This is a genomic window from Geminocystis sp., assembly GCF_041753295.1.
GTDB lineage: Bacteria > Cyanobacteriota > Cyanobacteriia > Cyanobacteriales > Cyanobacteriaceae > Geminocystis.
Genome location: NZ_JBGSUU010000110.1, coordinates 1 through 15,778, shown reverse-complemented (window position 1 = coordinate 15,778; position 15,778 = coordinate 1). Strand labels below are relative to the sequence as shown.

Sequence of the window (15,778 nt, the reverse complement as noted above, 5' to 3'; positions counted from 1 at the left end):
GTTTAGTTCTTCTCTTTTATACCATACATATGGGGTAGTCTGCTCTCTCCATACACCATATATAAAATTTAGTCAATAAAGTTAAATGCTTATTTCAATAAATAATGATAAATACTACTATTTTTCAGGTTTCAGGTTTCAGGTTTCAGGTTTCAGGTTTTAAAGAATGAGTTTATAGACATCAAATTAGATAGTTTTTATTCTAGTTAAATTATTAGACTATTCCCCGTTTCCTTTCTTACTCCTTACTCCTTACTCCTTACTCCTTACTCCTTACTCCTTACTCCTTACTCCTTACTCCTTACTCCTTACTCCTTACTCCTTACTCCTTACTCCTTACTCCTTACTCCTTATTATTCCACTGGTTAGCAGCATCGGTAACGGCTTGTTCTACTGTCTTCTGTTTTAACATAGCACTTTGTAGATTTTCGTGAATAATTTTTTTCAATTCGTTAATATTTTTCACAGGAGGAATTAATATTTGTGCATCTTTTAGCTGTGTCGCACTAATTCTTCTAGCTTCGGTGACAATATCTTTATTACCATCTTTCTCTAAATTACTAATATAGTTTGCGATCGCCTGATTATGAGAAGGTAAGACATTGGCTTCTTGGGCAAATTTTAATTGATTATCACCGTTAGTAACAAATAAAGCATAATTAATCGCCTCTTTTGATTTAGTGGTATCTTTAGGAATAACTAAATTCATTACGGATACATTTTGTTTATTGGTTTTTCCTGTAATTTGAGAAGACACAGCAGATTGCTCATAAACAGTAGGCGCATTAGTGGCAATAGTTTTCAAAAATTCTGCACCAGTACCAATTAAAGCTAACTCCCCAGCCTGATATAATTCAATACCATGACGATGACCTTGAGTCATAATTTCTGGGGGTAATAAATCTTTTTGGTATAAATCTGTCCAATAACGAAAAACTGCAATACCTTCGGGAGTATTAAAACCAGCTTTACCTTCATTGTCTAATAAATTAGCTCCCATTTTCACAAAAGACTGTAAAATTTCGTTAGAGTCATTTGTCACTAAAGGTACAAAAAAAGCATATTTCCCTGTTTTACTTTTAATTTTCTCGGCGACGATGGCTAAATCTTCATAATTAGTAGGCGGTTGAGTAATACCAGCTTGTTTAAATAATTCTTGATTATAAACAGTAACGGTAGTAGTTAAATACCAAGGAATACCAAAAGTCATGGTTGTACATTTATCCTTTTCTTGACAAACTTCCATTTGATTCCCCTCCCAAATTTTTTCTAAATATTCACTTTTTACTTGGGGAGAAATTTCTGTATCTAAATTTAACCATGCGTTTCGACTAGCTAATTGAGAAGCAAAATCAGGATTCAGATTAACCACATCAGGCGCACTTTTAGCTGATACTGCCGTTAAAATTTTACTCTCCATGGCACTCCAAGGCACATCTACCCAACGAATTTGAGAAGGGGAATTGTCTTTTTCAAAACTTTGATTTAACTGGGTAAAATAAGCGGTAAACTGAGGCTGTAACTGCATTGTCCAAAACTCAATCTCGTTAGTCACAGACTTAGGGGTTGTACAACTAACTAATAATGTAATTAATAATCCTGAAATAAACCAACCAATATAGACAATGAAATTATGTTTATAGCTATGAGATGAGAAAAAAAACATTTATACTAATCCTAAATAATAGTCAATTTTTATCTGAGTAAACCATAAAATTATCAGTCAAGAGAGGAGACAGGAGATAGGAAGAGTATTGAATAATCTATCAACTCATTATTAAAAACCTGAAACTCGCACCCGACACCTGAAATCTGAAACCTAAAACCTGAAATCCAAAACCTGAAATCCAAAACTCTAAATTTCAATGCTGACAACTAAACTTTCGCAATATTTTGTAACAATATTAAATTAATAAGCAATACGAATTTTTTTATCAGTTCTTGAGTATGATTTAGATTAAATAATATTAGATTATAGTTTGTTTGTTTATCCTGTCAAAAAGTAAATAATGATCCGTTGTTTTAGATAGGGTAAGATATGTTTATTAAATCTTTATCTTATATCCGTAAATATACGGAAAAGGAGCTAAGAAAATGTTAGATTTTTTAACTAATTTGATCGGGGGAAAAAGTAGTGGCGTAGGAATAGAAATTAATCCTGACAAAATTACTTTAACTCAACTAACCAAAAAAGGACAGCAATATAAACTGTTAAAATACCACTCGATTGATGTCCCTGAAGACATTTTTCAAGAAGGACAAATCGTTGATTCTTCAGCATTAGCCGAATTAATTGATCAATTACTCAAAGAAGCGAAAGTTAAACCAAAACAAATCGCTACGGCAGTACCCATGAAAGAGTCTATTATTCGCATTATTCCTATTCCTGCGGAGTTAAATGATCAAGAATTGCGAGATATGGTATTAAATCATGAAGCGAGTCTTTATCTTCCTTATCCTAGAGAAGAAGTTGATATAGACTTTCAGAAATTAGGTTATTTTGTTGATGATGACGGTATTGAAAAAGTACAGGTTTTATTGGTAGCTACTCGCCGAGAAGTAACAGATTTATATCTTGAGACTTTTCAACAAGCTGGTTTAAAAATCAATGTCTTAGAAATTAATAGTTTTGCTTTAATTAGAACCATAAAAAAGCAGTTAAAACAATTTTCTTCCAGTGAAGCTGTGGTTTTAGTGGATATTGAATTTGATACTACCGAAATAGCTATTATTGTGGAAGGAGTACCTCAATTTTCTCGTACTATTCCCATTGGTACATATCAAATGCAAACCGCTTTAGCTCAAGCCATGAATTTACCAACATCTAAAAATACTGAATTACTACAAGAAATCACTATCCCCAATAATCCCGAACAAAGTACAACGAATACCACCAGTAGTCAAACATGGATTAATCCGGGTATGGACTCTTTATTAAGGGTTTTAGGTGAATTAGTGGATGAATTACGTCGTTCAATTAATTTTTATCTTAATCAAAGTGGTGACGTTGAAGTAGTACAATTACTGTTAGCAGGGCCAGGCTCTGGTTTATCTCAAATTGATGAGTTTTTCACCAAAAAATTAAGTCTTCCCGCCATGCAAATTGATCCTGTTTCTGCACTATCTTTAACTTTTAAAGAAGATTTATCGGTGATGCAAAGAGCTGGATTAGGTACAGTAATCGGTTTAGGTATGAGGATGATCTAATTATGTATAAAATTGATATTAATTTTTTAAAAGATCGTAAACTAGATACTTCTACTGTTGGTACTACTGCTTTTAGGAAAAAAACTGATACTCCTCTCATTGAAAAACTACCCATTTTGATTGGTGCTGGTGTTGCTGTCGCTTTTATTGCGGCTACTGGAGGCGCTTTATTTTTCTTAAATAATCAAAAAACTACCACCGCTAGTGCGATCGCCCAGTTAGATGCAGAAATTCAGCGTTTACAAGGACAAAATGCCCAAGTTAATGCTATTAAAACAGAAATCGATGGTGTTAATCGAGAAATTGGCATCCTTGCTAGTGTTTTTAATCAAATTAAACCTTGGTCAGCGATGTTGTCAGAAATTGGCAGTGTTACACCTCCTTCGGTTCAAATTCAGTCTATTTCGCAATCAGAAAATAAGATCTTAACCATTGCTGGTTATGCTGATTCCTATGACAATGTTAACGACTTTGTTTTAACTCTCAAAAATTCTCGTTTTCTCGATGGCGAACAAACTAAACTGACAACTACCAGTCTTGCAGATAATCCTAGTCAAATAATTTCCAATCGACAACAATTAATTGACGAAGTAAATGGTAATACCCCAACAGAAGGAGGAACGACAAATTCAGATCTCATAACATTACCTCAAGTAGTTTCTTATAGTATTACCGCTCAAATTAACGATAAACCATCGGAAGAATTACTTAATGTGCTTAATAGTAGAGGTGCTATTGGTCTTGTGTCAAGATTAACCAACTTACAGCGAAAAGGAGCGTTAAAATTAGAAGAAATAGCTAATACAACACCAACACCAACACCACCAACACCAACACCAGAAGGAGAAACTAAACCATGACAACATCTTTTACTACTTCCGATGAATTCGATCCCCAAGATGGTGATTTTGGCGATGATGGAGACTCTCCCAAAGCCTTTGGTATAACTTTTACCCCCAAAGTAACAGGCATTGCTATTGGCGTAGGTGGTTTTCTTATCGCAGGTTACTTGTTTTATAGTCAAGTACTTCCTGTATGGACGGAATTATCGGACTTAAACAAACAAAAACAGGAAAAACAAGCTCAATTAGAGCAAATTAATTCAGGGGAATTAGATCAAATTATTGCCAGTAAACAAAATGAATTAGATCAAGCTAAAATTCTCAAAGAAGATGTACTTAAACTTTTTGCCACAGATCAAAACTTAGAAACTTTATTGTTAGATGTTAATAACTTTACTAACTTTAATAATATTAAAATGACAAGTTATGTTCCTTCCGCAGAAAAAGAAAAAGTTGCTGATGATTCTTTAGGTTCTTTAGCTACTAATAATTTTCAAGTTAAAACTTATAATCTTGATTTAGAGGGTAACTTTACGCAATTACAGTTATTTTTACAAGATCTTGAAAGGTTACAACCTTTATTAGTTGTGCAAAATCTTAACACATCCACCATAGATCCAGCCAAATATTTACTAGAAAATAACCAATTAGTAACAGTAGGAAATCCTAAATTAAAAACAACTATCACTGTTAAGGCAGTCTTTCCTGACTTACAACCAGCAGCTCCACCACCACCAGCAGAAGGAGAAGCTAAAGGTAAAGACAAAGCACCTCCTGCCAAGTAAAAATAATAACCTTTGTGGTTATCCTTTGTTTTGTCAAACTATTTCATAATCAGACTATAAAAAAATTAAGTGTGTGTAGGAACAAATCCATGATCAAATTTTCTGTTAATCAAATCAAGTTTTTAAGTAGTACTGCTATTGTTCTTCTTTCTTCTCAGTCTTTAGCATTAGCAAATCCTAGTTTACATAAAAAACTAACTTTCAAAAAACAACCTCAATCTATTGCTCAATCTTTTCCTCCTAATCAAGATGTCTTATTTCCGAATCCGGGGATTAAAATTGATGGCAAACCCGTAGAAAATTCTCAACCTACACCTCCGCCTTTTTTACCCAGAGCCGTAGCTCCACCTGTAGGTGATATGTCAGTGTCCAATGTAAATAGTAGTACTCCTACGATCAACTTAGGTACAAATATTACTGTACCTCGTTTAGTTTTGAGAGATGCACCAGCTACCGAGGTATTAGCCTTATTAAGTCGTGCCGCAGGATATAACATTATCTTTACTGATAAAAGTACCGATGAAAAAACCACAAATACTGTATCTTTAGATTTAGAAAATGAACCAGTACAAGATGTTTTTAATAGTGTTTTGATGATTTCTGGTTTAAAAGCTAGTGTTCAAGGTAAAACTATTTTTGTAGGTAGTAAGTTACCTCCTTCGGTGAGAAATACCATTACTCGTAGTATTCGTTTAAATCAATATAGTGCGGTAGGAGCTGCTAGTTTTTTAAATAGTCAAGGGGCTCAAGGTAACATTGTTGAAGTTAAAGACGAAGAAAAAGATGGTAAAGTTACCAGAACTTTTGAAGTTAAAAAATTAGAAAGTGCGGAAAAAGATAACGAATATTTGGTATTAAAAGGTTTGACAGTTCATGCAGATCCTATTAATGATACTGTTACCCTTGTGGGTGATGCTAATTTAGTGCAAATGGCTACTTCTTTCTTAACTCAGTTAGATGTTCGTCGTCGTCAAGTAGCGGTTAACGTGAAAGTTGTTGACGTACAACTAGATCAAAGTGATAGTTTTGGATCTAGTTTCTCTTTTGGGATTAATGATACTGGAGTAGTTCAAGATGGCGGTGTGGGAGTAATTAACTTTGGTACAAATAATAGTAACGTAAGTTCCCAACAATTCAGAATTGATCCTGATGGTAATTTAACTCCTGCTTTTCAGGAAAATCGTAGTATTATAGACTCATTCAACAGAGATCTAGTTCAATCGATACAAAATGGGACAACTGAGTTAACCAGAGAGGTTATAAATAGTTTACTTTTACGATCTCCAGATGTCGATACCCTACCGTTAGGAACCCCCAATTCTGGACGTATTTCTCCCTTTGGTTCGACAGCAGATCCTACTCAACCGGGTAATGCCGCTCGTGTTACTCCGGGTAGTAATTTTAATGTCCCTCAAGCATTTTTAGCCCAAATTAGAGCTAATGTATCTTCAGGAAATGCCAAAATTTTAACTGATCCTACTTTAGTGGTACAAGAAGGTCAAGTAGGATCGGTAGAATTAATCCAAAACGTTGTAACTAGCATAAATACTTCCATTGATCAATTAAGTGGTGTCAGAACGACAACTCCCGTTATTGAACCAGCTGGATTAGTATTAGGGGTACGCATTGACAAAATCGATGATAATGGTTTTATTAATTTACAAGTAAATCCTTCCATTAGCGCCCCTGGCCCCGCACAAGTTTTCAGTAGTGGTGACGGTGCAGATAACGTCATTACTCCCTTACAAAAAAGAACGGTATCTTCTGGTTTGATTCGTTTACGGGATGGACAAACTTTAATTTTATCAGGAATTATCTCTGATGGTGAAAGAACAAATATTTCTAAAGTGCCGATTTTAGGAGATTTACCCATTATTGGTAGTTTATTCCGCTCGACTATTAAAGATAAAGCTCGTTCAGAAGTAATTGTTATGCTTACACCTCAAGTTCTTAATGATTCCGAAGGTTCTAGTGGATTAGGTTATAATTACACTCCTTCTCGTGAAACAGGGAAATATTTGCGCGATCGTGGTTTAAATATACCTACTACTCCATACTAATTTATGCCTCTAAATCTGAGGCAGGAAACTTTTTTTGTAATACGCCCCTAAATCCCCAAATATGGGGACTTTTTTTCTGGAGGCGGTAATCAATTTATCTCTCTAAATCTAAAGGGGGAAGGCTTAGTTATTTCTAGCTTTATCGCAGACTAATAATGTTCCTGCACAAACACAAATAGGAATTACAATTAAATTAAATAAAGGAATACTAATCAAGGTTAAACAAATTAACCCAAATCCTGCGGTAGTGGGAAAACCTTGCCAAACAAATTTTAATTTTTCTCGAAAATGTAGGCGTTTTCTTTCTAAAATTGCGTCACAAAAATCTAAGCAAATAATAGTAGTAGTTAAAGTAAATCCGATGGTTAAAGAAACTAAGTTACCTATACTGGGAATTAAGTTAAACAGAAAAAAAGGAAGACTAACTATCACTATTAACAATAGTTTTTTTAGTTCAAATAAAATTGCTCTAAATATATCTTGGAATATACTTACTTCTATTATTTCTAGCTTTCCCGTGCGGAAAATTTCTAATTGTTCTGATAATTTACCATACCAAGGTGAGCCTAAAATTGAACCAAATTGGACAATAATAAAACCGATTATTATTAGTAATAAAATAAATAGAAATGCCTTTAATAAAAAACTAATAAAAAGTATTATATAAACTAAAAAATGTGACCATTCAGGTAGTTTATCTATGACTTTATCTACCCATAAAATTACATTATTAGTAATAGTATCAAAAAGTTTTAAACTAGGATTTAATAATAAAATATAAGTAGTTATTCCTGCCAAAAAATTGATGAGAATAGGAATAATTAAATATTTCCATAGTTTACGATTTTGTCCTAAAATTCTTATGGCTTGAAAAGGATAACTTACTCCCGTAAAAAAACCAAATCCTGTTAAAATCTGTTTACTCATAAATAAAAAAAGACTAAATCTTAATATAGAAATATATTTTATTACTTCAATAAATCATAGTGTGGTTATCACTATTTACTTTGAAGATATAATAATCAAAAGTTACATTATATTAAAGTTGAAGATATTTTTTTGAATACGGAGTAAATTAATCATAATGGAAAACAATACTTTATTTAGTATAATTCAAGAAGGGTTTAGAACTGCTATTGGTGCGACAACTTCGGCGGTGGAAACTTTACAAGATAATCAAAAACGTAGTCAAGTTTTATCAGATTTGAATGCACAATGGCAACAAAAATCAAAAGAATGGGAAGAAAAAGGTACTATAACTGAACAAGAAGCTAAAAAAATCATCGAACAATTTTTTAACGGTGTTAAATTTGATAGTAATAAATCTTATCAAGATATAGAGATTAATTCTGGGAATAAGAAAAATGATGACATTCAAGAACTTACAAAAGAAGTTATTAGTTTAAGAGAAGAATTAGAAAAACTAAATTTATCTCGTTAAAGATAATTGAGTGTTAAATATTTATTTTTGGGAGGGTTAATCATATTAACCCCTATATTTTAATCATTATCCCAGTTTTCTACTCCTAATAAATCCCCTATGCGATCGCGCAATAAATAATCTTTTTCTTCTAGTTGTTTTTCAATGGATAACCATTCTCTAGGGGGAATATAATTAGCAAGGCTGTAAATCCTTTGATTACGGCTAATTGTACCTCTTTCTAATAAGGCACGGATTTCGTCTCGAATCAACTCAATAGTGTTGCCATAATTGTAACCTGACAAAAAAGTATAAGTACTCATGTTTTTTTATAAATATTCACTCTGGTAAAAGAGCAACTAAAGTTTGTATCTTAAAATAATAGATTCTTCAGTTAAATTCTATACTGTTTGATTAAGAAACCGCAACAATTCCTTGACAAATACTTTCTAATAATAGTGATCGACACTGAATACAGGTTAAATCATTGCGTAATCTTAATAAATCTTCCTGTGTAAGAGAATAAAATATACCTTCTCCTACATTAATTTCAGACTTAATTTGACTATAAAAACCCCATAATTTTTGATTATTAAAAGCACTATTAATTATCCAAGGTTTTTGATTAATTGGAATTAAGTTTTTAAGATCTTTTTTTTCAAGATTTAACTCTCTTTCTAAAATTAAAAAAGCATTCTCTTCTAAAGTTATTTGAGGGTTAACTCTACCACCAGCAAAATCGAGAGTAACTTGATTAATACCATGACGATAAACGCAAGGAGGAAAAAATAATTGATTTTTATATTCAGTAATAATAATTAAAGAATCATCTTTTTCTACTCGCCAATAATCTAATATTTGTTCTTTATTATCCTTAACTTTTTCCCCAATTAATTTTAACCAAGGTGATTTTATTTCCACAAATTGACTGATAACTTCCCAATAATTATTGCTCATTTTATGTAGTAATTAAATTATCATATTTATTTTCTAGTAAATCTAAAACAACTATAGCAATCTTTAATTTATTGATAAGAAATAAAATAATCAGAAAACCTTTCCTATTTGTTTCTTTGTCTAAATCGGAAATCTTCGTTATAATATTATTGTTAATTTGTGCTACCTTAGCTCAATTGGCAGAGCAATTCATTCGTAATGAATAGGTTGTCGGTTCAATTCCGATAGGTAGCTTACATTAAAAATCTTTACTAGAATTAATTTCTCTATTGATTCTGAGATAATAATAATTCAGGTTTTTTAAAATTTTGTCACTGGGATAAATTTATAAAAATAGTACCTTTTCTGATGTCATTTTCCACTGAATCCATAGTAATAGTTAAAGATTTTAGATTATCAAATAATGGTTTAAAGGCTAATTCAGCAATTTTTATCACAGGAAATCTTTTAGTTATATAAGGTTTTAAAGGTTGCCATTGTAGATATAAATAACCATCATTATTGTTAGGTAAGGCTTGAATTATTGATTGAAAATTAGATGTTTCTAATAAATTATTTTCAGGATGATTTAAAGTATTACTTAAAACGTTGACTGAATTAGTTAAAATTTCGTAGGAATCTTTTTCAATATAGACTCCTTTCACTTGGGTTTCCACATTAGAAAAATTATTTTTAGAAGTTGTAACTAATTGTGTCCAAGCAGTAATTGTATTGTTATTTAAAGGTAATTTACCAACACTTAAGCCTCTATTTTTAGCAATATTATCTAAACTTTTGGTTAATGAATTTTCTTGAGTTTCATTGACAAATAACCAGTCTAATTCTTTAGTTGTTTCATTGATAGATAAAGATAACCCATATTCTTGGGTAACATAGGGAAAAATATTTTCAGCAAAATCAATTTTTAATGAGTCTTCTAAAGGATGAATGCCTTGATAAATTAATTGACATAAGGGGTTATTTTCTTTTAATCCTTGTTGGATAGATAGCCAAAATTTCTCTAAGTTTACTCCTGCCACTGCAAAAATACTATTATCAGAAATATAAGCTAGAGTTTGAGGAGGTTTTGTTAAACTCGGAAGTTGATTTTCTTCTTCATTAACTCCAAATAACGCTGTATGAGTTATTAATCCTTGAGGATTTAAACTTAGTGATAAAGTAAGACTTTGATTAATTAAAGAATTCTCTATATCTGGTTTATTCCCAATCCATGCGGAAGTCGAAGGTAAATTGACATAGGCAACGCTGACTTTTTCTTCTGTTAAAGAGGCGATCGCTTTCTGGTATGCTAAATTATGAGCTAAATTAAGATTAATAGCTTGAGCATTATTAATAGACTCTTTTAATACTTGTATATCATTAGCGAATAAGACGAAATCTCCTACTACGGCGGCGGCTACCTGTTTAATTGACGTATTAGCAACCGTTGGTTGTTGAAAAACTAAATTTACTCCTTTGTATTTATCAAAAATTAATTGTGCATTATTAGAAACAGCTTGTTTACCATAATAAGTTTGTAAAAATTCTCTTGCTAACTGAGGGGATTTATTTTTAGCAACTAATAAATATCCTGGAATTATGCCATTATCATTATTATGATCATAATCTAAAGAGGTTACGGCTAAAGTAATTTCATCTCCTAACCAGTTTTGTAAATCTTCCTTAGAATCCACTTGAGCTTGAGATAGTAAATTAGTTCTAAGTTGTTCAATAGCTTTTAAAATTCTTTTTTGTTCATCATTAGAAGGAAATAACTTAGTTATGATGCCTAATTCATTAGGATTAATCAATAAAGATACCATTAATGGCGCTTGTTTGGGAATAAATACCACCCCTTGAGGATTATTTTTAACTCCTCCCTTGACAATGTAATTGGGATATTTACCCATAAAAAACCATAAACCAAAAAAGGTAACAAGAATCACTCCTAATGCTACAATAAGGATCTTAGGTACAAAAGAATGAGATTTCATGGCAATATCAACACTAATTACTTTTGTTAATATATCACATGAGCAATTTTAAAATAGATAATTTTTTACCCTTAAGTAGTTAGATATTGCAACAACTCCAATTAAGATAAAATAAATTTGATCTCAATCATGACTATTCTTTCTTATGGAATCAATTATTTCCGTCTGTTTGCCTGAAAACTCTTATTCTATCTGCGTTACTAATAATGGATTATCGACTATCGGGGAGAAAGCAAAAACCTTAAATCTAGGTAAAAAAATCTTAATCATTTCCAATGCAGAAATTTTTGATTATTACGGTAACATAACGGTTAATTCACTAGAAAAAGCTGGTTTTACCGTCAATTATCATTTAATTCCTGCTGGAGAAAGTTATAAAACTCTTGATTCTATCTCCAAAATCTATGATACTGCACTTCAATTTAGATTAGAACGTAACTCAACAATGTTAGCATTAGGCGGTGGTGTTGTAGGGGATATGACGGGATTTGCTGCGGCGACTTGGTTAAGAGGGATTAATTTTATTCAAATTCCTACTTCTTTGTTAGGGATGGTGGATGCTTCTGTAGGGGGAAAAACAGGGGTTAATCATCCTCAAGGAAAAAATCTTATTGGCGCTTTTTATCAACCGAAATTAGTTTTAATCGATTCTAGTGTTTTAAAAACATTGCCTGATAGAGAGTTTAAGGCTGGAATGGCGGAGGTTATTAAATATGGAGTGATTTGGGATAAAACTCTTTTTGAGCGTTTAGAATTAGCAAATAACCTTAATAGCTTAAATAATTTAGAGGATGATCTATTAACTGAAATTTTAACTCGTTCTTGTCAAGCAAAAGCGGATGTTGTTTCTCAAGATGAAAAAGAAGGAGGATTACGCGCTATTCTCAATTATGGTCACACTATTGGTCATGTCGTAGAAAGTTTAACTAATTATAATACTTTTGTTCACGGAGAAGCGGTGGCAATTGGGATGGTGGCGGCTGGTAAAATTGCTTTAGAGATGAATTTATGGACATCAGAAGAAAGTCAAAGACAGTATAATTTAATTGAAAAAGCTGGATTACCCACGAAAATCCCCGATTATCTTGATGTAGATATGGCGATTGCATCTTTACAAATGGATAAGAAAGTGAAAGGAGGAAAAGTTCGTTTTATTTTACCTGAAAAAATTGGTAAGGTAATAATTACAGATCAAGTTGATAGTAATTTATTACAGAAAGTTTTAATAAATAATTAGTAAATTATTCCATGGAATTAATTTTTTCTAATTAATGTTTATAAGCACCAACTTCAGGGAAAAAAGGGGTTATTTCTTGGTGAATATTTAACCCTAATTTAACAATCATAGATTCCAAGACATAATCAGGAGAAAAACGTAGATAATCTTCCCCTATTTCTAAACTAACATGACGATTTCCTAAATGATAAGCTGCTTTTAATAAACTTAATTTAGAGTTAGATTTAACCGTAATAACTACTTCTGATTTAGCTTGAATTTCTACAAAAAAATCTTCTTTATCATTAGTTAATATATCACCTGATTTTAAAATATTTCCCCTATTCAAATTTAATTTAAGTAGTTTAATATCTTGATTATTAGACTCTTTAATAGAAATTGTATGTTTGATTTTTAGTCTTTCTTCCGCCGTCAAAAAAATAGTTAAATTAGGTTTATTATTTGGGGAAAAAGTCAATTTTTTAGTAAGAATAATCATAGTCAATATTAACGAATAGGATTATGTACTGTAACTAATTTTGTGCCATCGGGAAAAGTTGCTTCTACTTGCACGTCTTCAATCATCTCTGGAATACCCGACATAACATCATTTCTGGTTAATAAAGTTGTGCCATAATTCATTAAATCCGCTACAGTTTGCCCCTCCCTCGCACCTTCTAAAATGGCTGCAGAAATATAAGCAATAGCTTCAGGATAATTCAGTTTTAAACCTTTTTCTTTGCGTCTTTCGGCTAATAAACCAGCAGTAAAAATTAATAATTTATCTTTTTCTTGGGGGGATAGTTGCATTTTTTTAAAAGTACCTAAATTTTCTTAAAATATTTATTTGATCAATCAAAAATTTATTCTTTCTTTGATGTCATTAAGTTATTTTATTATATAATTAGATTATTAGTTTTATTTTTATTTATTAATTATGATACCCGGAGAATTTTTTACCCAAGAGGGTGTAATTGAATTAAATCAAGGAAGGGAAACTTTACAAATTACTGTAGCTAATACAGGCGATCGCCCTATTCAAATTGGTTCACATTTTCCCTTTTCAAAAGTTAACAAATCATTACATTTTAACCGAGAAAAAACTATCAATATGAGGTTAAATATCCCAGCAGGTACAGCTATTCGTTTTGAACCGGGAGACGAAAAAGAGATAGAATTAGTCAAGATAAAACCCACAATTAATTAGCCGTTATCTTACTTAAAAATTGGGAATTTTCCTCCCGAAAACAAATAGCGCAACAACCCCAACGTTTTAATTCTCCTTCAGGACAAGAAGTTTCACAACGAGGACAAGTTTTCCAAGTTAATGCTCTTTTTTTGATAGTTTCTAACCATGACTGTAATACTTCTTGAGAGTTATCTACGGTAGAGATATTGACAGAAGACTCAGAAATTATGGTGCTAGGATGTATTTTATTATCATCTTCCTCCTCCATGAAAATGAGATGATTTTGATACCACTGCGCCGAAGCAAAACGTAAATCTTTAATGGGTGATTCCACACGACGATTAATTTTAGTAAGTAAACTACGTCTTTGTAAGTTTAAATCCTGTGCCCAAGCTGAACTAGATGTAGCAATATTTAATACTTCATCTCGAAAATAAATAGGACGAGTATGTTTTATTACTCTAGGATTATTTATTTGATGCCAACATTTCGCTAATTCATGGTATCTTCTTTGTTTATCCCATTGTGGTTGAGATAAAATTTGCTTTAATAAGTTATCTAAACAATAAAGTGTCATTAATTTATGAGTCAAATAGTAACATCAGTTCATCCGCAAATAAAAAAAATTATTCAAAACCTTGATTTAGACTTAGGTTTAGAGTTGAATAGATATGAAAAAAGTCATAAGGAAGAATCTGTATTAATTCCTGATTTAATTATAGAACAACCTATCACAACACCAAAATATCAAGAATATAATTCTGCTTTAGTTTATAACCCTGATATTTTTCAACCTGAAGAAACTATTTCTGTAGCTTCTCGTTTGATTGGCGATGACACAATATCGGATTCAAAATCTCTGTTAGATGTTATCTTAACTCCTTGGGGCATTTTCGGTATTATTTTATTTTTTGGTGCGAATTTATTTATTTTTTTTAGTCAAGATAAAGAAATTTTAGTTAATAATCCTACTGAAAATCAACCTCTAATTAATACACCTGAAAATCAAAATCAAGAAACTAATTTAACAGAAAATGATTCTAATATGGAGAATCAAAATATTAATATAAATACTATTCAAAAACCATCTTTACCTAATCCATTATTAGAAAATCAAAATAATTCTATTATTGTTAATAAATCTCCTGTTTATCCTGACTTAAAAACTGCTTTATTTGCGGAAATAAAAAAAAATCAATCACCTTTATCTCTTTCTATACCTACCAATAATTCTCCTGAAAATCTTTTAATCCCAAAAGTAAATCAAAAATATTATCTATTAAGTAATTATCAAAATATGGATAACTTTAACCTTATTAAAAAAGTTATACCTAATGCACAAATAGTAAAAATAAATCAACAAGCCAAAATTCAATTAGGAATATTTAATAGCGAAATTGAAGCTCAAAATCAAGGACAAAAATTACAGAGTCAAGGTATTAAAATTTACATTCAACCTATTAATAATTAATGATTGTTACAATAGCTCGATGTATTTTTGTTCATTATCAACTTAAATTAATTAGGAAAATTGATGTTAAAATTAATATACATTAAAAGTGCGGAACTCGGGACTTGAACCCGAAAGTCTTTACAAACACTAGAATCTGAATCTAGCGCGTCTACCAATTCCGCCAGTCCCGCATTAGTTATTTAGTAATTTTAGCGTACTTAATCACTATTTTGCACCATATTGATGAATCTTTTGTACAAAATTTACTAATAAATTGATTTGAGCATAACTAAAAATGGATAATTAAGAATGTTAAAAGTAAGGGAAAAAATTTTTTTTGCCTAAGAGAAATATATTTATAATTTTTTTAGTTTATTTTTATTATTGATATTTAAACCTGCTTCTAGTTTTAAAAATAATGGTGACAAAAATGAGGAAATTAGTGCTTAGCAGTTTTATCTTACCCATAACCTAACAAAAAGTGATTAATTGAATGACTTATACTCCCCTCCTAATCCTTCCACCATTGCCTTAGTAACCCTCTTTTGTCAAACTCCGAATCAACTATTAATAAATAAAAAAATTATCCCGTAGGAAAATATAATTTATCCACATGAGCTATGGATAGTAAATTATTGAATCCTTCTAATAATAGAGATGAATTTACCACTTTTAA

16 protein-coding genes and 2 tRNA genes are annotated in these 15,778 nt (G+C 31.2%); 9 read left to right on the top strand and 9 right to left on the bottom strand.

Annotated features, from left to right (window positions below):
- Nucleotides 1-343: 343 nt before the first annotated feature.
- Entirely contained in the window at nt 344-1,666 is a 1,323-nt protein-coding gene (locus tag ACEW8E_RS13605) for a sugar ABC transporter substrate-binding protein (RefSeq protein ID WP_373480898.1), read from the bottom strand.
- A gap of 428 nt (nt 1,667-2,094) precedes the next feature.
- On the opposite strand from ACEW8E_RS13605, the gene pilM reads away from it, so the two are divergent.
- The 4 genes from pilM to ACEW8E_RS13585 all read left to right on the top strand — a co-directional run bounded on the left by pilM (nt 2,095) and on the right by ACEW8E_RS13585 (nt 6,894).
- Nucleotides 2,095-3,207, top strand: a complete 1,113-nt coding sequence (gene pilM, locus ACEW8E_RS13600; protein ID WP_373480897.1) for a type IV pilus assembly protein PilM — start codon at nt 2,095-2,097, stop codon at nt 3,205-3,207.
- Nucleotides 3,208-3,209: 2 nt separating this feature from the next.
- Nucleotides 3,210-4,067, top strand: coding sequence for a PilN domain-containing protein (locus ACEW8E_RS13595; RefSeq protein WP_373480896.1), 858 nt, complete (start codon nt 3,210-3,212; stop codon nt 4,065-4,067).
- A complete protein-coding gene (locus tag ACEW8E_RS13590) occupies nt 4,064-4,834 on the top strand; it encodes a type II and III secretion system protein (protein WP_373480895.1) in 771 nt (256 codons plus the stop codon). Before ACEW8E_RS13595 ends, ACEW8E_RS13590 begins: the two co-directional genes overlap by 4 nt.
- Nucleotides 4,835-4,923: 89 nt before the next feature.
- A complete protein-coding gene (locus ACEW8E_RS13585) occupies nt 4,924-6,894 on the top strand; it encodes a secretin and TonB N-terminal domain-containing protein (protein ID WP_373480894.1) in 1,971 nt (656 codons plus the stop codon).
- 123 nt (nt 6,895-7,017) lie between these two features.
- On the opposite strand, the gene ACEW8E_RS13580 is transcribed toward ACEW8E_RS13585, so the two are convergent.
- The gene (locus ACEW8E_RS13580) at nt 7,018-7,821 is read right to left on the bottom strand and encodes an EI24 domain-containing protein (RefSeq protein WP_373480893.1); all 804 of its coding nucleotides are present in this window, start codon (nt 7,819-7,821) and stop codon (nt 7,018-7,020) included.
- Nucleotides 7,822-7,978: 157 nt separating this feature from the next.
- Here ACEW8E_RS13580 and ACEW8E_RS13575 point away from each other — a divergent pair, with 157 nt between their 5' ends.
- Nucleotides 7,979-8,335 (top strand): hypothetical protein, encoded by a 357-nt coding sequence (locus ACEW8E_RS13575; RefSeq protein WP_373480892.1) that lies wholly within the window; start codon nt 7,979-7,981, stop codon nt 8,333-8,335.
- Between the two features lie 59 nt (nt 8,336-8,394).
- On the opposite strand, the gene ACEW8E_RS13570 is transcribed toward ACEW8E_RS13575, so the two are convergent.
- Together ACEW8E_RS13570 and ACEW8E_RS13565 are read right to left on the bottom strand one after the other, a co-directional pair.
- The gene (locus tag ACEW8E_RS13570; RefSeq protein ID WP_373480891.1) at nt 8,395-8,637 is read right to left on the bottom strand and encodes a DUF4327 family protein; all 243 of its coding nucleotides are present in this window, start codon (nt 8,635-8,637) and stop codon (nt 8,395-8,397) included.
- 91 nt (nt 8,638-8,728) lie between these two features.
- Complete coding sequence (locus tag ACEW8E_RS13565) at nt 8,729-9,271, bottom strand: hypothetical protein (RefSeq protein WP_373480890.1); 543 nt, start codon at nt 9,269-9,271, stop codon at nt 8,729-8,731.
- Nucleotides 9,272-9,432: 161 nt separating this feature from the next.
- Here ACEW8E_RS13565 and ACEW8E_RS13560 point away from each other — a divergent pair.
- Nucleotides 9,433-9,505, top strand: a tRNA-Thr gene (locus tag ACEW8E_RS13560).
- 77 nt (nt 9,506-9,582) lie between these two features.
- Here ACEW8E_RS13560 and ACEW8E_RS13555 read toward each other — a convergent pair.
- A complete protein-coding gene (locus tag ACEW8E_RS13555; protein ID WP_373480889.1) occupies nt 9,583-11,244 on the bottom strand; it encodes a DUF3352 domain-containing protein in 1,662 nt (553 codons plus the stop codon).
- A 145-nt stretch (nt 11,245-11,389) separates the two neighbouring features.
- On the opposite strand from ACEW8E_RS13555, the gene aroB reads away from it, so the two are divergent.
- Nucleotides 11,390-12,481, top strand: a complete 1,092-nt coding sequence (gene aroB / locus ACEW8E_RS13550; RefSeq protein ID WP_373480888.1) for a 3-dehydroquinate synthase — start codon at nt 11,390-11,392, stop codon at nt 12,479-12,481.
- Nucleotides 12,482-12,512: 31 nt separating this feature from the next.
- Here the strand turns inward: aroB and ureE are convergent, their stop codons facing one another.
- Complete coding sequence (ureE, locus tag ACEW8E_RS13545) at nt 12,513-12,959, bottom strand: urease accessory protein UreE (protein WP_373480887.1); 447 nt, start codon at nt 12,957-12,959, stop codon at nt 12,513-12,515.
- Between the two features lie 8 nt (nt 12,960-12,967).
- A complete protein-coding gene (gene ureA / locus ACEW8E_RS13540; protein ID WP_373480886.1) occupies nt 12,968-13,270 on the bottom strand; it encodes an urease subunit gamma in 303 nt (100 codons plus the stop codon).
- A 127-nt stretch (nt 13,271-13,397) separates the two neighbouring features.
- Here ureA and ACEW8E_RS13535 point away from each other — a divergent pair, with 127 nt between their 5' ends.
- The gene (locus tag ACEW8E_RS13535) at nt 13,398-13,667 is read left to right on the top strand and encodes an urease subunit beta (RefSeq protein WP_373480885.1); all 270 of its coding nucleotides are present in this window, start codon (nt 13,398-13,400) and stop codon (nt 13,665-13,667) included.
- On the opposite strand, the gene ACEW8E_RS13530 is transcribed toward ACEW8E_RS13535, so the two are convergent.
- Entirely contained in the window at nt 13,660-14,226 is a 567-nt protein-coding gene (locus ACEW8E_RS13530) for a DUF721 domain-containing protein (protein ID WP_373480884.1), read from the bottom strand. The two genes, ACEW8E_RS13535 and ACEW8E_RS13530, sit on opposite strands and share 8 nt — an antisense overlap.
- A gap of 6 nt (nt 14,227-14,232) precedes the next feature.
- Here ACEW8E_RS13530 and ACEW8E_RS13525 point away from each other — a divergent pair, with 6 nt between their 5' ends.
- A complete protein-coding gene (locus ACEW8E_RS13525) occupies nt 14,233-15,120 on the top strand; it encodes a hypothetical protein (protein WP_373480883.1) in 888 nt (295 codons plus the stop codon).
- A gap of 89 nt (nt 15,121-15,209) precedes the next feature.
- On the opposite strand, the gene ACEW8E_RS13520 is transcribed toward ACEW8E_RS13525, so the two are convergent.
- Nucleotides 15,210-15,293, bottom strand: a tRNA-Leu gene (locus ACEW8E_RS13520).
- Nucleotides 15,294-15,778 lie beyond the last annotated feature (485 nt).